The organism is Phyllobacterium sp. 22229, assembly GCF_052056495.1.
Taxonomy (GTDB): domain Bacteria; phylum Pseudomonadota; class Alphaproteobacteria; order Rhizobiales; family Rhizobiaceae; genus Phyllobacterium; species Phyllobacterium myrsinacearum.
The window spans coordinates 22,803-42,064 of record NZ_JBQEPA010000007.1 but is presented as its reverse complement, the minus strand read 5'-3'; the positions used below and the strand labels follow the sequence as shown (position 1 = coordinate 42,064).

The 19,262-nt window shown below is 61.3% G+C and carries 20 protein-coding genes; 14 read left to right on the top strand and 6 right to left on the bottom strand.

From position 1 onward, the window contains the following. Positions 1 to 46: 46 nt before the first annotated feature. Positions 47 to 802: an IclR family transcriptional regulator gene (locus ACTJJ7_RS10205; RefSeq protein ID WP_105735081.1), complete on the top strand. Its 756-nt coding sequence runs from the start codon at positions 47 to 49 to the stop codon at positions 800 to 802. 12 nt (positions 803 to 814) lie between these two features. On the opposite strand, the gene ACTJJ7_RS10200 is transcribed toward ACTJJ7_RS10205, so the two are convergent. After that, the gene (locus tag ACTJJ7_RS10200) at positions 815 to 1,693 is read right to left on the bottom strand and encodes a helix-turn-helix domain-containing protein (RefSeq protein ID WP_440966909.1); all 879 of its coding nucleotides are present in this window, start codon (positions 1,691 to 1,693) and stop codon (positions 815 to 817) included. A gap of 112 nt (positions 1,694 to 1,805) precedes the next feature. On the opposite strand from ACTJJ7_RS10200, the gene pobA reads away from it, so the two are divergent. Then, entirely contained in the window at positions 1,806 to 2,978 is a 1,173-nt protein-coding gene (pobA, locus tag ACTJJ7_RS10195) for a 4-hydroxybenzoate 3-monooxygenase (RefSeq protein WP_440966907.1), read from the top strand. Between the two features lie 96 nt (positions 2,979 to 3,074). Continuing rightward, positions 3,075 to 3,848 carry an APH(3')-II family aminoglycoside O-phosphotransferase gene (locus ACTJJ7_RS10190; RefSeq protein ID WP_440967126.1) on the top strand — a complete coding sequence of 258 codons (774 nt, stop codon included), beginning with the start codon at positions 3,075 to 3,077 and terminating at the stop codon, positions 3,846 to 3,848. On the opposite strand, the gene pcaQ is transcribed toward ACTJJ7_RS10190, so the two are convergent. Then, positions 3,821 to 4,768: a pca operon transcription factor PcaQ gene (gene pcaQ, locus ACTJJ7_RS10185; RefSeq protein ID WP_105735078.1), complete on the bottom strand. Its 948-nt coding sequence runs from the start codon at positions 4,766 to 4,768 to the stop codon at positions 3,821 to 3,823. The genes ACTJJ7_RS10190 and pcaQ overlap by 28 nt on opposite strands. Positions 4,769 to 4,867: 99 nt before the next feature. Here pcaQ and pcaD point away from each other — a divergent pair, with 99 nt between their 5' ends. From pcaD to ACTJJ7_RS10130, 11 genes are all read left to right on the top strand, one after another. After that, positions 4,868 to 5,674 (top strand): 3-oxoadipate enol-lactonase, encoded by an 807-nt coding sequence (gene pcaD / locus ACTJJ7_RS10180; RefSeq protein ID WP_440966904.1) that lies wholly within the window; start codon positions 4,868 to 4,870, stop codon positions 5,672 to 5,674. Beyond that, positions 5,671 to 6,075 carry a 4-carboxymuconolactone decarboxylase gene (pcaC, locus tag ACTJJ7_RS10175; RefSeq protein ID WP_105735076.1) on the top strand — a complete coding sequence of 135 codons (405 nt, stop codon included), beginning with the start codon at positions 5,671 to 5,673 and terminating at the stop codon, positions 6,073 to 6,075. Before pcaD ends, pcaC begins: the two co-directional genes overlap by 4 nt. Before the next feature lie 12 nt (positions 6,076 to 6,087). Next, positions 6,088 to 6,828: a protocatechuate 3,4-dioxygenase subunit beta gene (gene pcaH, locus ACTJJ7_RS10170; protein WP_440966902.1), complete on the top strand. Its 741-nt coding sequence runs from the start codon at positions 6,088 to 6,090 to the stop codon at positions 6,826 to 6,828. Next, positions 6,828 to 7,442 (top strand): protocatechuate 3,4-dioxygenase subunit alpha, encoded by a 615-nt coding sequence (pcaG, locus tag ACTJJ7_RS10165; protein WP_440966901.1) that lies wholly within the window; start codon positions 6,828 to 6,830, stop codon positions 7,440 to 7,442. The genes pcaH and pcaG overlap by 1 nt, the downstream gene beginning before the upstream one ends. 3 nt (positions 7,443 to 7,445) lie before the next feature. Beyond that, a complete protein-coding gene (locus ACTJJ7_RS10160) occupies positions 7,446 to 8,519 on the top strand; it encodes a 3-carboxy-cis,cis-muconate cycloisomerase (RefSeq protein ID WP_440966899.1) in 1,074 nt (357 codons plus the stop codon). Positions 8,520 to 8,649: 130 nt separating this feature from the next. Beyond that, positions 8,650 to 9,822, top strand: a complete 1,173-nt coding sequence (locus ACTJJ7_RS10155; protein ID WP_105735366.1) for an ABC transporter substrate-binding protein — start codon at positions 8,650 to 8,652, stop codon at positions 9,820 to 9,822. 132 nt (positions 9,823 to 9,954) lie between these two features. Continuing rightward, a complete protein-coding gene (locus ACTJJ7_RS10150) occupies positions 9,955 to 10,818 on the top strand; it encodes a branched-chain amino acid ABC transporter permease (protein ID WP_440966897.1) in 864 nt (287 codons plus the stop codon). 1 nt (position 10,819) lies between these two features. Then, the gene (locus ACTJJ7_RS10145) at positions 10,820 to 11,827 is read left to right on the top strand and encodes a branched-chain amino acid ABC transporter permease (protein WP_440966895.1); all 1,008 of its coding nucleotides are present in this window, start codon (positions 10,820 to 10,822) and stop codon (positions 11,825 to 11,827) included. Continuing rightward, positions 11,824 to 12,588 (top strand): ABC transporter ATP-binding protein, encoded by a 765-nt coding sequence (locus ACTJJ7_RS10140; protein ID WP_440966893.1) that lies wholly within the window; start codon positions 11,824 to 11,826, stop codon positions 12,586 to 12,588. Before ACTJJ7_RS10145 ends, ACTJJ7_RS10140 begins: the two co-directional genes overlap by 4 nt. Next, positions 12,569 to 13,288 carry an ABC transporter ATP-binding protein gene (locus ACTJJ7_RS10135; protein WP_130272163.1) on the top strand — a complete coding sequence of 240 codons (720 nt, stop codon included), beginning with the start codon at positions 12,569 to 12,571 and terminating at the stop codon, positions 13,286 to 13,288. Before ACTJJ7_RS10140 ends, ACTJJ7_RS10135 begins: the two co-directional genes overlap by 20 nt. A 29-nt stretch (positions 13,289 to 13,317) precedes the next feature. Next, the gene (locus ACTJJ7_RS10130; RefSeq protein ID WP_440966891.1) at positions 13,318 to 14,127 is read left to right on the top strand and encodes an alpha/beta fold hydrolase; all 810 of its coding nucleotides are present in this window, start codon (positions 13,318 to 13,320) and stop codon (positions 14,125 to 14,127) included. 10 nt (positions 14,128 to 14,137) lie between these two features. Here the strand turns inward: ACTJJ7_RS10130 and ACTJJ7_RS10125 are convergent, their stop codons facing one another. The 4 genes from ACTJJ7_RS10125 to ACTJJ7_RS10110 are packed head-to-tail and all read right to left on the bottom strand — an operon-like array spanning position 14,138 to position 19,260. After that, positions 14,138 to 15,868 carry a M14 family metallopeptidase gene (locus ACTJJ7_RS10125; RefSeq protein WP_440966889.1) on the bottom strand — a complete coding sequence of 577 codons (1,731 nt, stop codon included), beginning with the start codon at positions 15,866 to 15,868 and terminating at the stop codon, positions 14,138 to 14,140. Between the two features lie 16 nt (positions 15,869 to 15,884). Then, positions 15,885 to 16,739, bottom strand: coding sequence for an ABC transporter permease (locus ACTJJ7_RS10120; RefSeq protein WP_440966887.1), 855 nt, complete (start codon positions 16,737 to 16,739; stop codon positions 15,885 to 15,887). Positions 16,740 to 16,743: 4 nt separating this feature from the next. After that, the gene (locus tag ACTJJ7_RS10115; protein WP_105735065.1) at positions 16,744 to 17,667 is read right to left on the bottom strand and encodes an ABC transporter permease; all 924 of its coding nucleotides are present in this window, start codon (positions 17,665 to 17,667) and stop codon (positions 16,744 to 16,746) included. A gap of 57 nt (positions 17,668 to 17,724) precedes the next feature. After that, a complete protein-coding gene (locus tag ACTJJ7_RS10110) occupies positions 17,725 to 19,260 on the bottom strand; it encodes an ABC transporter substrate-binding protein (protein ID WP_440966885.1) in 1,536 nt (511 codons plus the stop codon). Positions 19,261 to 19,262: the final 2 nt, after the last annotated feature.

Genomic DNA, 19,262 nt, shown 5'->3' with positions numbered 1-19,262 from the left:
ATATCGCACAAATTGTGCGGAAATGCAGCGAATAGGGCGTGTGGGCATGCGTGAAACGGATTTCATCAGCGGTTTTGCCAAGGGGCTTGCCGTCATCGAGGCCTTTGATGCGGTCAATACGCGCCTGTCGATCACGGATATTGCGCGGATCACGGGCCTTGAGCGTGCCACTGCCCGCCGCTGCCTGCTGACGCTCACACAGCTCGGCTATGCGGATTATGACGGAAAATTCTTCACGCTGACGCCGCGCATCCTGCGTCTTGGCCATTCCTACCTGTCATCGACGCCCTTGCCCCGGCTGATGCAGCCCTTTCTCGACCAGCTGTCGGAAAAAACCGGCGAAAGCGCCTCGGCATCGGTGCTCGACGGCAGCGAAATCGTCTACATCGCGCGGGCTTCGCACAAGCGTGTCATGTCGATCAATCTCAATCCCGGCAGCCGCCTTCCCGCCTATTGTTCCTCCATGGGCCGGGTCCTGCTCGCGGCGATGAGCGATGATGACGCCCTGCGCATTCTTGCCGGCAGCAACCGCCCGGCAAACACGCCGCGCACGAAAACGGCACTGCCGGAACTGATGGATGAAGTGCGCACCGTCAGGGCGCAGGGCTATGCGGTGATCGATCAGGAACTGGAGATCGGGCTCTGCTCCATCGCGGTACCCGTGCGCAACACGCGCGGCATGACCATCGCTGCCATCAATGTCGGCGCGCAGGCGCCGCGCGTGACAATCATGGAAATGATCGAGCGCTATCTGCCCGTCATGCAATCGACCCGCGATACCATCGCCGCGGTGCTGGTATGAAAGATCGCCGGTTCAAACAGCCATCCTGGCACCCTGTTCGGCGCGGTACTGCCGGGGTGTCGTGCCGGTCTGCCTGGTGAAAAACCGGGTGAAATAAGCCGGGTCGGCAAAGCCGAGATCATAGGCGATCTGCTTGATACTGGCAGAGGTGAATACCAGATCGCGCTTTGCCTGATCGGCAAGGCGGTGCGCCAGCAAGCCATTGGTGCTGCGCCCCGTCGCCGCCTTGACGAGGCGGTTGAGATGGGTTGCCGACACACCAAGGTGTCCGGCATAGAATTCCGCCGGGTGATGTTCGCGAAAATGCCGGTTGACCATGATGTGCAGCAGTTTCAGGCGCTCCTCCGTGGCGGAGCCTGCGCTGCCGGGCGGCAGTTCCGGGGCGGTCATGCGCGCGGCCAGAAGAACGATTGACTTGAGATAGGATTCCACCAGGTCGTCATGAAAGGCGCCGCCCGATGTGAGTTCGGCGCACAGGCGCTCGAGACTGTGCGTCAGAAACGCTGGATCGGCGTGATCGGGTACGAGCGAAATCAATCGCGGCGGCATGCCGGCGTCGCAGAGGGTGCGGCCGGAAGACCCGAAGCGCGCGGCCAGCATGGTGATGACCATACCGTCCATATCCCGGGAAAACCGGAAGCCATGCTCGCATTGCGGCGGCACGGTGATCATGACCGGGGGGCGTATGGGATGGCTGTGCGCGCCGAAGACCGCATCGCCGGTTCCTCCACGAAAGTACAAAATCTGAAAGAACGCCGCATGGCGATGGGTTTTGATCTCCCAATTGTGCAATTGGCTTCTGGAAGCGATTGTCTCCCAATGCAGCCAGAAATCCGGCCGTTTTGGATGGTTTTCGCCATAGAGATCATAGGTTGGTACTGCGCCGCCCATCGGTTCCTCCCGTCCCCAATGTTCAGATTGTCCTGTTTTTTGCCCGAGAAGTCCATTGTTCAGATGCATCGCGCCGCTAGCCTTGCGCAATTATTTCATGCTGGGAGGCATCATGCGCACGCACGTGGCTATCATCGGGTCGGGACCTGCCGGACTTCTGCTCGGCCAGCTTCTGACCCGGGCCGGTATTGACAACATCATCCTCGACCGGTCGGACAAGGATTATATTCTGGGGCGTGTGCGCGCCGGAGTGCTGGAAGAAGGCACGGTGCGGCTGCTCGACGAGGCGGGCGCCAGTGCCCGGCTGCATGCGGAAGGCCTGCCGCATGACGGCTTTTCACTGGCATTCGACGGGCGCAATCATCGCATCGACCTGTTCGGCCTGACGGGCGGCAAGCGGGTGACGGTGTACGGTCAGACGGAAATGACGCGTGATCTGATGCAGCAGCGCGAGGCAAGCGGCGCACCGGCATTTTACGGGGCGCAGAACGTTGCCCTCCATGATTTCGACGGGGAAAAGCCGTTCGTTACCTTTGAAAGGGACGGAAAAACCGGCCGCATCGATTGCGACTTCATTGCCGGGTGCGACGGATTCCATGGGGTCAGCCGCCGGTCCGTGCCGGCGGAGGCGATCCGGACGTTCGAACGCACTTATCCGTTCGGCTGGCTGGGCGTTCTGGCGGAGGTGCCGCCGGTGGCGCATGAGCTGATCTATGCCAATCATCCGCGCGGCTTTGCGCTGTGCTCGATGCGCTCCCTGACGCGCAGCCGCTATTACGTGCAATGCCCGCTGGACGACCGGGTGGAGGATTGGTCGGACGACCGGTTCTGGGACGAGTTGCGGCGGCGGCTGCCGGACGAGGATGCGGCTGTTGTTACAACAGGTCCTTCATTCGAGAAGTCGATCGCGCCGCTTCGCTCGTTCGTGGCCGAGCCCATGCGCTTCGGCCGTCTGTTCCTGGCTGGCGATGCCGCCCATATCGTGCCGCCGACGGGGGCAAAGGGTCTCAATCTGGCGGCCAGTGATGTGCATTATCTCTTCGAAGGCCTGCGCGACTATTATGCCGACAGGAGCACGGCGGGCCTCGATGATTATTCGCGCCGGGCGCTCTTGCGTGTGTGGAAAGCCGTGCGGTTTTCCTGGTCGATGACGATGCTGATGCACCGGTTTCCCGATACCGGCGAATTCGGCCAGAAAATACAGGAGGCCGAACTGGATTATCTCACCCATTCCCGGGCCGCATCGACCGCGCTTGCCGAGAACTATGTGGGACTGCCGTTTTAGGTTATTGCTTCGGTTCCACCGCCCGCATCTGCGCGCCTGAACAACACGCCTGAACCCGGAATTCCCATGACCGCGACACCAAATCCGCCTGACGCAATGGCTGTGCCGCCCCAACTGCAGGCTCTCATTGCTGGCTACAGCTGGAGCCGCGATGCGCTCGGCTGTTCCGATGCGCAGGTTTTCATGCTGCAAGGCGAAGGTTTGCCGCAGCTCTTCATCAAGGTCGAAGCCGTTAGCCCCTATGGTGAGTTGCCCGATGAGGCGGCGCGGCTTCGCTGGCTGTCCTCCCGCCATATGCTCTGCCCCGATGTTCTCTTCGAGGGCGCCCATGCCAGCCGCTTCTGGCTGTTGATGAGCGGGGTTCCCGGTAAAGATCTTGCCTCGGCCGATTCATTGCCCATCGAAACGCGCATCCGGATTCTTGCCGGGGCGCTGCGCCAGCTGCACGCGCTTGATCCCGCGACCTGTCCGTTCGATCACCAGCTCGACATGCGCATTGAAGCGGCGCGGGCCCGCATGCAGGCCGGACTGGTGGACGAGACGGATTTCGACAGCGATATGCTGGGAAAGACGGCATCCGAACTTTTCAGCCGGCTTGTGGCGGAAAGGCCCGGCACCGCGGATGTCGTCGTAACGCATGGCGATGCCTGCCTGCCGAACTTCATGGCCGAAAATGGCATCTTTACCGGCTATATCGACTGCGCCCGGCTTGGTCTTGCCGACCGCTATCAGGATATTGCCCTGGCGTGCCGCAGCATTGCAGACAATTTCGGCGAAGAGTGGGTTCGACCATTTTTGGATTGCTACGGTCTGGTGCAGGCTGATCCGGCAAAGCTTGCCTATTACCGGCTGCTCGACGAGTTTTTCTGATCCGGTTTCATCTCCCCTGCGGCCTCGCGGATGGTCTGCATCAGGATCATCAGCGGCAATGACGGGGTAACGTCCGCGCGGGTGGTGAGGCCAACCGGTCCCTTGGTCTCGGTCGTGTCGATGGGCAGCAGCGCCAGCGTTCCGTCGGCGACATCTCCGGCAACCACCCCTGCCGAAATGATCCACACAGCCTGGTGCGAGCGGACGAAGGCCCGGCCAAACGCGTCTGAGACCGTCTCGATCTGATGCGGCAGCTTGGCCACGCCATTGGCAATCAGGAACCGGTCGACGAAGGGCCGGATGATGGAAGCCCGCGTCGGCATCAGCACCGGAAATTCGGCGAGGCGATTGAAAATATCCTCGCTGGCATTGAGCAGCGGATGGCGGGCACTGACCGCAAACACCACCTGTTCGGAATAGAGATGTTCGAAGGAAAAGCCGGTCATTTTCTCCGGCGCCGCCAGCCGCCCGACCACGAGGTCAAGATCGCCGAGCCGCAATTGTTCGAGCAGCACTGCATTTTCTCCGGTGACGATTTTCAGCCGGCTCTGCGTCTTCTCCTGCAGGAACAGGCTGATGGCCTGCGGCATGATGCGGGTGGAAACCGTCGGCAAGGCGCCCACCCGCACCGGAATCCCCTCGCCCGACTGCTCGTTGCTGACGGAATCAATGCCCTGCCGCAGCGCCGTGATCGCCGCTCCGGCATAGCGCAGGAAGACCTCGCCGAACCGGGTGATGCGGATGCCGCGTCCGTCGCGCTCGAACATGGCAACCCCGAGCACCTCCTCCATTTCACGAATGGTTTTGGTGACGGCCGGTTGGCTGATATGAAGGATCGCCGCCGCCTTCATCACGCTTTTCTGGCGGGCAACTTCGAGAAAAGTCTGCAGGTGGCGGAACTTGATACGGCCGTCGATCATATATTTCATAACCCCAGGGTTAAGCGAATGCGGCAAGATATCATTTTACTGAACCAAATGCATAATCCATTATCGAGGTAACTGACCGGGAGGATTTCGGTGCAATTTGCTCACATCAATGGCGTCACGCTGCATTACCAGTTGATCAGCGCGCCCGCAGGCAAGCCCGTGCTGGTTTTCGCCAATTCGCTTGGAACGGATTTTCGCATCTGGCGGGACGTGATCGTGCGTCTGGCCGGAGAGTTTGCCATCGTCACCTATGACATGCGCGGACATGGCCTTTCCGGTCTGGGCACGCCGCCCTACACTATCGATGACCATGTCGATGATCTCGCGGGTTTGCTCGACTATCTCTCGGTCAAGGATGCTGTCATTTGCGGCCTGTCCGTCGGCGGACTTGTGGCGCAGGGCCTTTATGCGAAACGGCCAGAACTGGTGCAGGCCCTCATCCTGTGCGATACCGCGCACAGGATCGGCACGGCCGAATTCTGGAATGCGCGCATCGATGCGGTGAAAAGGGATGGTATTGCATCCATTGCTGACGCCATCCTGCAGCGCTGGTTTACCCCGGCCTTTCATCGGGAGCGGGCCAATGATCTGACCGGCTATCGCAACATGCTTATCCGCCAGCCCGCCGATGGCTATGGCGGTACCTGCGCAGCGCTGCGCGATGCGGATTTCACCGAGGCGGCAAAGCGCATCGCGGTGCCGGCCATCTGCGTCGTCGGCGACCAGGACGGCTCGACACCGCCCGATCTGGTGCTCGAACTGGCCAGGCTCATCCCGCGTGCGCGCTACGAAGTGATCCGGGATGCCGGCCATATTCCCTGTGTCGAACAGCCAGAAGCGCTGGTCTCGGTGATCAGGGCCTTTGTCGATGAATTCAAGCTTGGAGGGAAATCATGACGGATACGGCTGCCCCATCGCGTCGTTATCTGCAGGGCATGGCCACGCGCCGCGTCGTGCTGGGCGAAGAGCATGTCAACCGGGTGGAGGCGACCAAAACCGATTTCGATCAGCCGTTTCAGGAACTGATCACCGAGGCGGCATGGGGGCATGTCTGGTCGCGTCCCGGCTGGACCACGCGCGAACGCTCGATTGTCACCATCGCGCTTTTGGCGGCGCTCGGCCAGGACGATGAATTGACCATGCATATCCGCGCGACGGCCAACACGGGTGCGACACAGGACGACATTTGCGAAGCCCTGCTGCATGTCGCAATTTATGCGGGGGTTCCGGCGGCAAACCATGCCATCAAGCTGGCCAAACAAGTTTATAAAGAACTGGAAGCCGAACAGGCCGCGTGACGGGAGGCAAGAGTGTCCAATAAAAAACCGGAAACCGGAGCATTCTTCCCGCGCGACAGGCAATGGCATCCCCCTGCCTATACGCCGGATTACAAGACAAGCGTCGTCCGCTCGCCGCAACGGGCGCTGTTGTCGCTCGACAATACATTGTCGGAAATCACCGGTCCGGTGTTCGGGCATGCGCTGCTCGGCAAACTGGATGCGGACCTGATTCACAATTTTGCCAAGCCGGGTGAAAGCGCCATCGGCCAGCGCATCATCGTGCATGGCCGCGTGGTCGACGAGCGCGGTGTTGGTGTGGCGGGTGCGCTGCTCGAATTCTGGCAGGCCAATGCCGGCGGACGCTACCGCCACAAGCGCGAAGGCTATCTCGCGGCGCTCGATCCGAACTTTGGCGGCTGCGGCCGCACCATCACGGACGAGGATGGCTATTACCGTTTCCGCACGGTCAAGCCCGGCGCCTATCCCTGGCCGAACGGCGTCAATGACTGGCGGCCGGCCCACATCCATTTTTCCGTTTTCGGGCACGGATTTGCCCAGCGGCTGATTACGCAGATGTATTTCGAGGGTGATCCGATGATCTGGCAGTGCCCGATCGTCAAATCGATCCCCGACAGGGCGGCCATCGAACAATTGATCGCCGCGCTCGACCGCCAAAACACCATTCCCATGGACGCGCGCGCCTACAAGTTTGATATCGTGCTGCGCGGGCGCCGTTCCACGCTGTTCGAGAACCGGATGGAGGGCAATTGATGGTTCAGTCTCTGGGTTTTCTCAAGGAAACGCCGTCGCAGACTGCCGGACCCTATGTGCATATCGGCTGCACGCCGAATTTCTCGGGGATCACGGGTGTTTATGATACTGATCTTGGCGTTGCCATGGTCAATGACAAGACCCTGGGCGAGCGCATCACCCTGCGCGGCCGGATTTTTGATGGAACCGGAACGCCGCTGCGCGATGCGCTGGTGGAAATCTGGCAGGCGGATGCTGCGGGGCTCTACAACAGCCCATCGGAAATGCGCGGCACAGCCGATGTGAATTTCACCGGATGGGGCCGCTGCCCGACGGATATGGAAACCGGTGAATATGTGTTCGAAACGATCAGGCCCGGCCTTGTGCCCTACAAGGACGGCAGGCTGATGGCCCCGCATGTGACGCTGTGGATCGTGGCGCGCGGCATCAATATTGGCCTGCAGACCCGCCTGTATTTTGCTGATGAAGAAGCCGCAAATGCCGAAGACCCGGTGCTGCAGCGCATCGAGCACCGCAACCGCGTGCCGACGCTTCTCGCGCGCCGGGAGGGATCGGCCTATCATTTCGATATCCATCTGCAGGGGGAGAAGGAAACTGTCTTCTTCGATATCTGACCGATGAGTATCTCGCCCTTCGATCATCCGTTTCTCTCCGGCCTTCTCGGCGCGCAAGCGGCGGCGGACTGGTTTTCCGCCAGCGCCGATATCGCTGCCATGCTCGACTTCGAGGCGACACTGGCGCAGGCACAGGCGGATGAAGAGCTTATCTCCGCCGATGCCGCGCGAGCCATCGCCACGGCCTGCCGGTGTTTCGTGCCTGACATGATGGCCTTGCAGGACGCGACCGCCCGCGATGGCGTGGTGGTGCCGGAGCTGGTGCGGCAATTGCGTGCGACAATTCCCGGGGAACATCGGAACGCCCTGCATTTCGGCGCCACCAGCCAGGATGTCATCGATACCAGTCTGATGATCCGGCTGAAGCCCGCCATTGCCCATCTTGCCGGCGGACTGGGCGATGTGATCGCCGGGTTGGATCGGCTTGAGGCTGCCTTTGGCTCAAACAGTCTGATGGGGCATACGCGCATGCAGGCGGCCATTCCCATCGCTGTTCGCGATCGCATCGACGCGTGGCGGGCACCCTTGCTTCGCGACCGGCAAAGGCTCGCCTTTCTCACCCAGGCTTTTCCGGCCGTTCAATTCGGAGGCGCAGCGGGCACGCTGGAAAAGCTGGGCGATAAGGCGAACGCTGTTCGGCAGCGCCTTGCCGCGGCGCTAGGCCTTTATGACGTGCCGCAATGGCATAGCCAGCGCGACCGTATTGCCGACTTCGCCGGCTTCCTTTCGCTGGTGACCGGCAGTCTGGGAAAAATCGGACAGGATATTGCCTTGCTTGCACAGTCCGGCGGTGCGATCAGCCTCAGTGGCGGGGGAAGTTCATCGGCCATGCCGCACAAGCAGAATCCGGTTCAGGCGGAACTGCTTGTCACACTTGCCCGCTACAACGCCGTGCAGCTTTCCGGCATGCATCAGGCGCTGGTGCACGAGCAGGAGCGGTCCGGCGCGGCCTGGACACTGGAGTGGCTGATCCTGCCGTCCATGGTCTCGGCCTCAGCGGCATCGCTGCAGGCGGCGGGCAGCCTGTTGTCTTCCATAACGGAGCTCGGAAACGGCAGATCGCAGACGCAATCATAACTTGGAGATTATGCAATAGCGCATAGTTTTCATTTTACATTACCAACCGGTATGAGACATTGAACGAAACATTCCAAACGGACCAGATGAGGAGAATGATCTGGCCGGCAGGGGATCAAAGGGAGGAATGATGAAAAAGCTTATTCTGGCTGCAGCGGCAGCCGTTCTGCTTGGCGGTGCGGCCTATGCCGATGTGATCAAGATCGGCGTGGTCGGTCCGTTCTCGGGTCCGTTCGCCATTCAGGGCAAGAACTTCAAGGCCGGCATTGACGCCTATATCGCCACCCATGGCAACAAAATTGGCAATGACACGATCGAAGTGCTGTACCGCGACGTGCCGCAGGCCGATCCCGCACAATCGAAGGCGCTGGCGCAGGAGCTGGTAGTGAAGGAAGGTGTGCAGTATCTCGCGGGCTTCTATTTCACCCCCGATGCCATGGCCGTGACGCCGCTCCTGCAGCAGGCCAACGTGCCGCTGGTGGTCATGAATGCCGCCACCTCGGCCATTGTCACCAAGAGCCCCTATGTGGTGCGCACGTCGTTCACGACCTGGCAGACATCTGCACCGATGGCCAAAATTGCCCGCGAGCGCGGCATTGAGAAGGCCATCACCGTGGTCAGTGATTACGGGCCGGGCGTCGATGCGGAGAATGCCTTCAAGACCACCTTCGAGAAGGAAGGCGGCAAGGTCGTCGAATCCATCCGCATGCCGCTGTCGACCAATGATTTCAGCCCGGTCATGCAGCGCGTGCGCAATTCCGGGGCGCAGGCCGTCTTTGCTTTCCTGCCATCGGGTCCGACGACGCTGGGTTTTGTCAAAGCCTATAATGAGAATGGCCTGAAGGAAGCCGGCGTGCAGTTTCTCGCTCCGGGCGACCTGACGCAGGAATCCGACCTGCCGGCGCTTGGCGATGCAGCGCTCGGAATCCTCACCACGTTCCACTATGCCATCGCGCATGACTCGCCCGAAAACAGGGCCTTTGTCGAGGCGGCGCGCAAGGCCATCGGCAATCCGGCGGAACTCTCGTTCCCGTCGGTCGGCGCCTATGACGGCATGCATGTGATCTACAAGATGATCGAAGCCACCGGCGGCAAACAGGACGCCAAGAAGGCGGTCGATGCGGTGAAGGGCCTTGCCTGGGAAAGCCCGCGCGGTCCGGTGTCGATCGATCCGGAAACCCGGCACATCACGCAGAACATCTATCTGCGCGAAGTCGCCAAGGGCAGCGATGGCGCCTATTACAACAAGGAAATCAAGACATTCGAGAAGCAGCCCGACCCCGGTCTGGCTGCGGCCAAATAGGCGATAGGCAATGCGAAATTTACCTGATTCAGGCACCCCCCTCTGGGCTTCCGCCCGTCTCCCCCTTGTGGGGGAGATGTCCGGCAGGACAGAGGGGGGTAATGGCCTCCCTTCCGTGACCGGGATGATCTGATGCAGGTTGTCTTCAGCATAGGCGTCGATGCGCTCGCCTACGGGATGGTGCTTTTCATCATCTCCATCGGCCTGTCCGTGACCATGGGGCTGATGCGCGTTGTCAACCTTGCCCATGGCGCCTTCGCCATGATCGGCGGTTATATCGCGTCCTATGCGGCGCGCGATCTGGGCCTCGGCTATGGTTTTGCCATCATTCTCGCCGTCATCGGCACGATCATCATCGCCATTCCGCTGGAGCGCTTCCTCTATCGCCGCATCTACGGCGCGCCGGAACTGACACAGGTGCTGATGACCATCGGCATCACCTTCTGCGTCATCGGCCTTGCCAATTATGTCTTTGGCCCGACATTGAAGACCATCCCCCTGCCCGCGGATTTGCAGGGTCCGGTCAATCTTGGTTTCCGCACCATTGCCGCCCACAAACTCTTTGCCATTGGCTGCGGCGTCGCCGTGGCGCTCGGCCTGTGGTTTCTGATCGAGCGCACGTCGTTCGGGGTCAAGCTGCGCGCCTCCGTCGACAATACGGCCATGGCCGCTTCGCTTGGCGTGCGTACCCGGATTGTCTATGCCGCAAGCTTTGCCCTCGCGGTGGGGCTTGCAGCTTTCGGCGGCGTGATCGGCGCGGAGCTTTTGCCCGTCGAACCCTATTATGCCCTGCGCTACATGGTGACGTTCCTCGTTGTCGTCTCGGTCGGCGGTGCCGGTTCCATTCCGGGTGCGCTCATAGCCTGCCTTCTGCTTGGCGCCATCGATACGACGGGACGCTATCTCGTGCCTGAATATGGTGAGTTCTTCTTCTATCTTGCGGTCATCGCCATCGTCTGGGTATTTCCGCGCGGCCTTCTCGGAAGGGCGAAATGACATGAGCGCCACCGGCATCTCCACGTCCGCCGCTCCAGCTGTCCGCACGGGCAGGCCATGGCAGCGTGATCTTATCGGCGTTGCCGTCATCCTCCTGGCCGCTATCGGCGGCTACGTCCTGTTTCCGGACAATCTGGCGCTTTTGACCCGCATCATCGCCATCATGTTCCTGGTGCTGTCGCTTGACCTCGTCACCGGTTATTGCGGGGTTGCGACCCTCGGTCATGCCGCACTGTTCGGTGCGGGGGCCTATGCGGCAGGCATTGCTGCCGTCACCTTCGGCATCACCGAACCGCTGAGCATGATCGCCATCGGCGCCATCGCCGGGGCCGCCGCCGGTCTCGTCTCCGGCGTCGTCATTCTGCGCGGCCATGGCCTCGCCCAACTGGTCCTGTCCATCGCGGTCATTCACCTTTTCCATGAAGCGGCCAACAAGGCATCCGCCTATACCGGCGGCAGCGATGGCCTCTCGGGCATTGCACCCGATCCGCTGCTTGGGCTGTTTGCCTTCGATCTTTGGGGGCGGACGGCCTATATTTTCGGTATCGTCCTGCTCATCGCTGCCTTTGTTCTCCTGCGTATCCTCGTGCGCTCGCCCTTCGGCATGCTGTGCCGCGGCATCCGCCAGGATCCGGTGCGTGTCAGCGCCATGGGCGCTTCGGTCAAGGCGAGCCTGATCAGGATGTATGTGATATCGGGCGTCGTCGCCGGCATTGGCGGTGCGCTCAATGCGGTGTCAACGCAGGTCGTCGGGCTCGACAGCCTGAGCTTCACCAATTCAGCCGAAGCGCTGGTCATGCTGGTGCTGGGCGGCGCTGGTTCGCTCTTTGGCGCGCTTGCCGGGACAGTCGTGTTCATGTGGTTCGAACACGTGGTCTCCGCCGCCAATCCGTTCCACTGGCTGACCATTGTCGGCGCCCTGCTGATTGCCGTGGTGCTCTTCGCGCCGAAGGGGCTCTATGGCACTGCGGCCGATCTTGCCAGGCGTTTTACAAGGAGCAACCCATGAGTGCGGTCTTTGCAGTCGAACGGCTGAAAAAATCCTTTGGCGGGCTGGATGTCACGCGGGATGTTTCGCTGTCCATGGCGCGGGGAGACCGGCTGGCGCTGATCGGTCCGAACGGCGCGGGAAAAACCACCTTCGTCAATCTGGTGACGGGACACCTGCAGGCGAGTTCCGGCCGGGTGCTGATGGATGGCGAGGACATCTCCCGTTTCAGTCCGATGCGGCGCGTGCGTGCGGGGCTGGTGCGATCCTTCCAGGTCACCCGGCTGTTCCCGGAAATGACGCCCGGGGAGCATGTGGCGCTGGCCATCCTGCAGCGCGAGGGCAAATCCGGGCGCATGGCCGGGAATTTTCATGCCATGCCGCAAGTCATGCGTGAAATGAAGGGGATTCTTGATACGCTCAGTCTCGGTGCGCTTGCATCCGTGCCGGTGGGCGCGATTGCCTATGGCCAGCAGCGCCTCCTTGAAATTGCCCTGGCGATGGCGCTGCGTCCGAAAGTCCTGCTGCTGGATGAACCCGCGGCAGGCGTGCCGCACAGCGATACATTCCTGATCGAAAATGCGCTTGCGCAATTGCCGGATGATCTTGCGGTGCTGATGATCGAGCATGACATGGATCTTGTTTTCCGCTTTGCCAAACGGGTCGTGGTGCTGGCTGCCGGGGCGGTCATCTTCGATGGTTCGCCGCGCGATGTGACCGAAGATGCGCGGGTGCGCGAAGCCTATCTGGGGAGCTATGCCCATGCCGGCAGCGCAGCTTGAAGTGCAAAATCTGTGCGCGGGCTATGGCCCGACGCGGGTGATCGAGAACATCTCGTTCACGGCAGCGGCGGGGTCACGCGTGGCCGTGCTTGGGCGTAACGGTGTCGGCAAAACCACATTGTTTGCGACGCTTGCCGGACAGACGAAGCGCTATGACGGAACCATCAAACTCGGCAACAGTGACGTAACGGCGATGGACAGCGCCGCGCGCGCCTGGAGCGGGCTCGGTTTCGTTCCGCAGTCGCGGGCGATTTTTCCATCGCTGACAGTGGAGGAAAATCTGTTCGTCGGGCTCAAGGGCAGGCCGCGCAGCGCATTGCAGGAAGCCTATGACATGTTTCCGCGTCTGTACGAACGCCGCACCAATTCCGGCGCAAAACTGTCGGGCGGCGAACAGCAGATGCTGTCCACGGCCCGTACCATCCTTGGCCGCCCTTCCCTCCTGCTTCTGGACGAACCGCTGGAGGGACTGGCGCCGGTTATCTGCGAGGAACTGATGGCGGCGTTTTCGCGCCTCGCTTCCAGCGGCGAAATGACGATCCTCCTGGTGGAGCAGCGCATCCAGAGCGCCTTGGAATTTGCCGAACGTGTCATTATTCTCGAACGCGGGCGCATCGTCTGGGACGGCTCGTCGGAGCAATTGTCCAAGGACGATGAAACGGTTCATCAGCTGCTTGGTGTGTCCAGCCTTGCCCATTGAAACCTTGTTCCGAGAGGGGATTGGTGACCATGACATTCAGGGACGACGATCTGACGATATTCGAGGCGGATGGTGCGGCGCCTTTGCCAGCGGCAACCGGCGAAGGCTATGTCGAGCATGATGGCGCCCGGATCTGGTATGCCTCCTACGGCACCGGCCATCCGGTGATCCTGCTGCATGGCGGCCTTGGCCACAGCGGCAACTGGGGGTATCAGCTTCCGGCACTGGTCAATTCCGGCCGCCGGGTCATTCTCATCGACAGCCGCGGCCATGGCCGCAGCACGCGGGACGAGCGGCCCTATACCTATCACCTGATGGCGTCGGATGTTCTCGCCGTGATGGATACCTTACAGCTTGAAAAGGCTGCCTTCGCCGGCTGGAGCGACGGCGCCTGCATTGCACTGGTGCTCGCCAGCCAGAAACCGGATCGCGTCACGGGTGTTTTCTTCTTCGGCTGCAACATGGACCCGAGCGGCACCAGGGACTTCGTAGCGACACCGGTGATCGACCGGTGTTTTGCCCGTCACAGGAAGGATTACGCCGCGCTTTCGGCAACGCCGGATGAATTCGACGCCTTTGTCGGCGCGGTGAGCCTGATGATGCAGACGGAGCCCAATTACACCGCCGCTGATCTCGGCAAAATCCGTGTGCCCGTTGCCGTCGTGCAGAGCGAGCATGACGAATTCATCAAACCAGAGCACGCCGCCTATCTCGCCCGCAGCATTCCCGGAGCCGAACTGATCAGCCTGCCCGGCGTCAGCCATTTCGCCCCGCTGCAAAGGCCGGAGCTGTTCAACGAGGCGGTGCTGGGTTTCCTCACCCGCATCGACGGGCGCTGACGGTCCCTTTTCAGGCGACGGATTCAATCATCTGAAACGCATCATAGGCGGCAAGAACCGTTTCCATCTGCGCGGTATGTCCGGCAATGAATGCGTCGCCATATATCGTTTCATCGGGGTATTCCGTGATCAGCGTCAGCGGCACGTCATGCCTGTCATCGACCGAGATCATGCAGGGAAAGCCGTTGATGATGCGGAAACCGGTTTCACCGGCATGGGTTTCATAGAGACTGATCTGCGTGCCGTTGAAGGCGACGAGCCCCGGCACGGCGGCCAGGCGCCGGGTCACCGCATCGATGAAGCGCTCGGCCCGCTCCTCCCATCCGTGCTGGTAACGCATGATGAGGAAGAAGCCCTTCGGCAAGGTCCACATGGCAAAGCCGCGCGGCACGTAACCGGAAAGCGGCCGCGTCCATTCGTGGGCGGGGTAGCCATGCAGGTTGATATGCAGGCGCGCACCGCTCAGGCGCTGCGCCTCAAAGCGGATCGCTTTTTCATAGGGCTGTGCGGCGGTGCGGTATTCCAGGTCGTCGCCCAGCGCCGTATAGCGCGCGGCATGGTGCATGTGACGCGGATTGTCGGCGCGCAAACGATGATGCGCCGCATAGCCATCCGGATTTTCCAGCGGCGAAATGGTGAAATGCGCGCCGGGACGACCCGCCAGTGCCTGCGCTGCGCGCAGCGCACCGATGATGCCGGTTGTTTCATTCGGATGCTGGCCGCCACTGATCATGACGGCGGCATCGGTGCCCCTGTGGTAGCGGGCCTGAACTGCCCTCCCGGCGCGGGAGCGTGCCTCGAAGGGTTCACCGCCGACGCCGGCAAGTTCCGTGTGGATCTGTGCGACGAAGACGGGCGCATGCGCCGTCGCAAGAGGCTGTGCCTCGCCGGATGCTTCGGATGTATCGAGCGTGCGGGTTTCGATCCGGATCGCAGGGATGCCCTTGCCGTGGACGATCTCCGGTATGATCTGGCCGGGCTGCAACCCGCGGTCGCCGAGCGGACGGCCGGATTTTTTCTGGAATACTTCCAGCAGCGAAAAATAGAAGTCTTCGTGCAGCGCCTCGCGCAGGCTGATGACTTCATCGCCTGATGGCAGCGGCTGGTCGGCCATGGGGAGTGTTGCGCGGATGTTGAGCTCGCCGAAATAGGGCTCGGTATTGCCCCAGTCATGATCGATCACGGCGCGCATGGCATTGGCGAACAGGGCTTCGTAATCGGTCTCGAGGCGCGTTCCCTCGAAGGCGCCGTTCAGCCTGATCCAGCCGGTCGGCGAGACAAGGGTTTCGCCGATGAAATCCGTGTGGATCCGATTGGGGGCGAAAACCTTGTGCTCAGCCTTGCGGCCGTCCTTGTAGGTGAGCCTCACGTCATAGGTGAAGGGTGCGCTGCTGCCGGTTTCAAAGCGCAGCTCGGCGGTGCCGGTGAGCGCTGCCAGCGGATAGGTTTCCAGGAGAAAACGGTTCTGCGGGCAGTTTTCGTGCACGGGATAGGCGATGGTGATGCTTTTCAGGGCGCCAGTATCGACCTCTTCCAGAAAGAAATGCAGGAGCGGTTTGTAGGCGCTGCGCAAGCGTGCCTCCACGCCGATGGCCGCAAGCTTTTCCTCGCCGGCCCGCCGGCTTGGCGCATCCTCGAACAGCCAGGCTTCGAAGCGCGTGCCGCGGGCGGCCGCCTCGCCATAGGTTGCGAGAAGCTGGTCGAGGGTGCGGTTGAAACCGCTTTCATAAATAAGTGTCATTTCAATTCACTGTTGATTAGCGCGATGTTCGTCCGGTGGGATCAAGGCTGTCGCGCAGCCAATCGCCCAGAAGGTTCAAGCCCAGTACGGTCAGGAGAATGGCAAGGCCGGGAAAGACGCTGACCCACCAGGCATTCTGCAGATAGGTGCGCCCGTCCGCAAGCATGCCGCCCCAGCTCGGGATCAACGGGTCGACGCCAAGGCCGAGAAAGGTCAGGCTGCTCTCCAGCAGGATATTGGTGGCAACGTTCAGGGTCATCAGCACGATGACCGGCCCGATCAGGTTCGGCAGCAGATGCTGGAACAGAATACGGTGGTCTTTCACGCCGATGGCGCGCGCCGAGAGGATGAATTCCCGGTCCCGCAGCGACAGCACCGAGCCGCGCACCAGCCGGGCATATTGCACCCATTGCGAGACGATCAGCAGGATGATCATGTTGGTCAGGCCGCCGCCGGCAATGGCAATGAAGGTGATGGCAAGAAGGATGAACGGCATGGCGAGCTGCACGTCGGCAAACCGCATCACCACCATGTCCCAGAAGCCGCGGTAATAACCGGAGATCAGGCCCATCACCACGCCGATGATGACGGCGCCGGCAACGGAGATGAACCCGACCTGCAGCGAAATCTTGCCGCCGGTGATCACCCGTGCCAGCACGTCACGGCCGAGCGGGTCGGTGCCGAAGGGATGCGCCCATTTCATGAAGGGCGGCAGCAGGCGTGCCATCAGGTCGATCTTTTCAGCACCGCCCGGAAAGATGACGCTGGAGAAGATGACGGCGAGGCACATGCCGCCGGCGAGCAGCGCGCCGAGAATAAATTCCAGATTGCGGAACCGCGCAAATCGAGGGGTGGAGGCTACGGCAGGCATGGGCTTACTCCGTCCGGATGCGCGGATCGACAAGGCCGTAGGCGATGTCGACGAGAAGATTGACGCCGATGATCATCAGGGAAAGGACTGTGATGACCGCCTGCAGCACGGGATAGTCGCGCGCGCCGACCGCATCGAATGCGAGTGTGCCAAGACCCGGCCAGTTGAACACGCGCTCGACCACCACGATGCCGCCGAGCAGGCCGCCGAACTGCAGGCCGAAATAGGTGATGAGCGGAATGGCGCAATTGCGCAGCGCGTGCTTGTACAGGACGACATTCTCGCTGAGGCCCTTGGCGCGGGCCACCATGATGTATTGCGAATTGAGGGTTTCCAGCATGGCGGTGCGCACCAGGCGCACATTGGTGGCGGTGAGGATGATGCCCATGGTCACGGCGGGCATGATGAAGCTCTCGAAACCGTTCATGCCGCTTGGCGGCAGCCATTTCAACGTGATGGCGAACAAAAGCACCAGCATGAGCGCCAGCCAGAAATTCGGGAAGGACAGGCCGACCAGCGACAGGATGCGGATCGCCTGATCCGCCCACTTGCCGCGCGCCGTTGCTGCCTTGATGCCGAGCGGGATGGAAATGGCGATGGAGACGATCAGGGAGGAGAAAGCAAGGAGCAGCGTCGCGGGCAAAGCGGCGGCAAGCAGGGTGGATACCTTCGTGCCGCCAAGGAAGCTGCGGCCGAAATCGAGCGTGAACAGCCCCTTGATGAAGCCGAAATACTGGACAAGAAACGGCTGGTTGAGACCAAGCGCCTCGCGGATGCGGACAAGGTCCGCCTCGGTGACGCTGCCGGCGCCTTGCGTCAGCATCAGCGCCGGATCGCCGGTAAGGCGAATGGCGAACGCCACGATGAGCGTCACGACGATGACGACGAAGATCGCCTGCAGAAAGCGTTTGATGAGAAAACCAGCCACGTCTCTATCCTTCAATCCTTGGCCCGCCGCCCCTTGAAAGGCGACGGGCCTGTTTTGCTACTCGACCGTGACATCCGTCAGCCGCAGGCGGCTGTCGGGAACAGGCGTAAAATTCTTCACGCGCTTGCTCACGCCGAAAATCGCATTGTAATTGTAGAGCGGGATTTCCAGCGCCCGATCCGCCGTGTAGTGGGCGATCGACTGGAGGATTTCCTCGCGCTTTGCCCGGTCGGTAATGGAGCGCTGCGATTCCAGCAGCGCATCGAGCTTGGGATCGCTGTCATAGGGGTTCCACTTTTCACCCGAGTGATACATGGAATAGGCGGTGTTGTCGTAGTCGAGCGTCCAGCCGCCCCATGCCTGTTCGAACATCGCGCCGGTCTTGCCTGCCGGGATGATGTCGTTGAGCAGGACGTTGGTTTCGTAGGGCTTGATCGTGGCGTTGAGCCCGATGACCTGGAGATAGCTGGCGATGGCCTGCGACACCTCGTTGAACGTGGAGTCGTTGCCGCGCACGTCGATCTGCAGCGTGGTGCCGGTTGCAATGCCGGCTTCCTTCAACAGGGCTTTGGCTTTTTCCGGATCGTAGGGCAGCGGCTTCATGGCGGGATCGTTGCCGAAGGACAGAGCGCCCTGGAAGCTGGCAATGGGCGCCGCCTGGCCGCCAAGGATGGTCTGGATGATCGCATCGCGATCAACGCCAAGGATCAGTGCCTTGCGCACCCGTTCATCGGCCGTCGGTCCGCTCTTGGTGTTGAAGCGCAGGGCATAGACGGTCGGTCCGGCGGTGCTGACCACTTCCAGCTTCGGATCGGCCTGAATGGTCGGGATCATGCCGACGGGAATGGTGGGAGGAATGACCAGATCGACACGGCCTGCCTGCAATTCGGCAACGGCCGTCGCAGGTTCCGCGATGAAACGGTATTCGAGGTTGGAGAGTTTGGGTGCACCGCCCCAATGGTCGGCAAAGGCTTCGAGCTTGATGCCGATCTTCGGCTCGTAGGAGACCACCTTGAACGGGCCGGTGCCGACGGGATGGGCGTTGAAATAATCATCACCCTTTTCCTGGATGTATTTCGGCGGCACGATCATGGCGCCGTAGCCGGCGAGCTTGGTCAGAAGCACCGGGTCCGGCGCCTTCAGGTGGAAATCGACGGTCTTGGCGTCGATGATTTCAACCTTGTCGATGGCAGCATAGTTGGAACGCTGCGGACCCTTCTTGCCTTCTTCGCCGAGAAGACGGTCAAAGGTGAATTTGACCGCTTCCGCATTGAAGGGCTCGCCGTCATGGAATTTCACGCCTTCGCGCAGGGTGAAGCGGATGCGCTTGCCGTCGTCGAGTTCTTCCCAGGCGGTGGCAAGGCCGGGCACCAGTTTCAGATCGGCGCCGCGATAGGTCAGGCCGTCATAGATATTGGTGGCAACCGAGGCCCAGTTGACGAGAAACGTATCGATCGGATCCCAGCTGCCCGGGTCTTGCGGTGACGAAATGGTCAGCGTACCCGCCGCCCATGCGGGCGCCGCGAGCAAGGCTGTGCCTGCCAGACCCAGCGCCAGAAACGCTGCATGTATTCCCCGTCGTGTTCTTATCATTG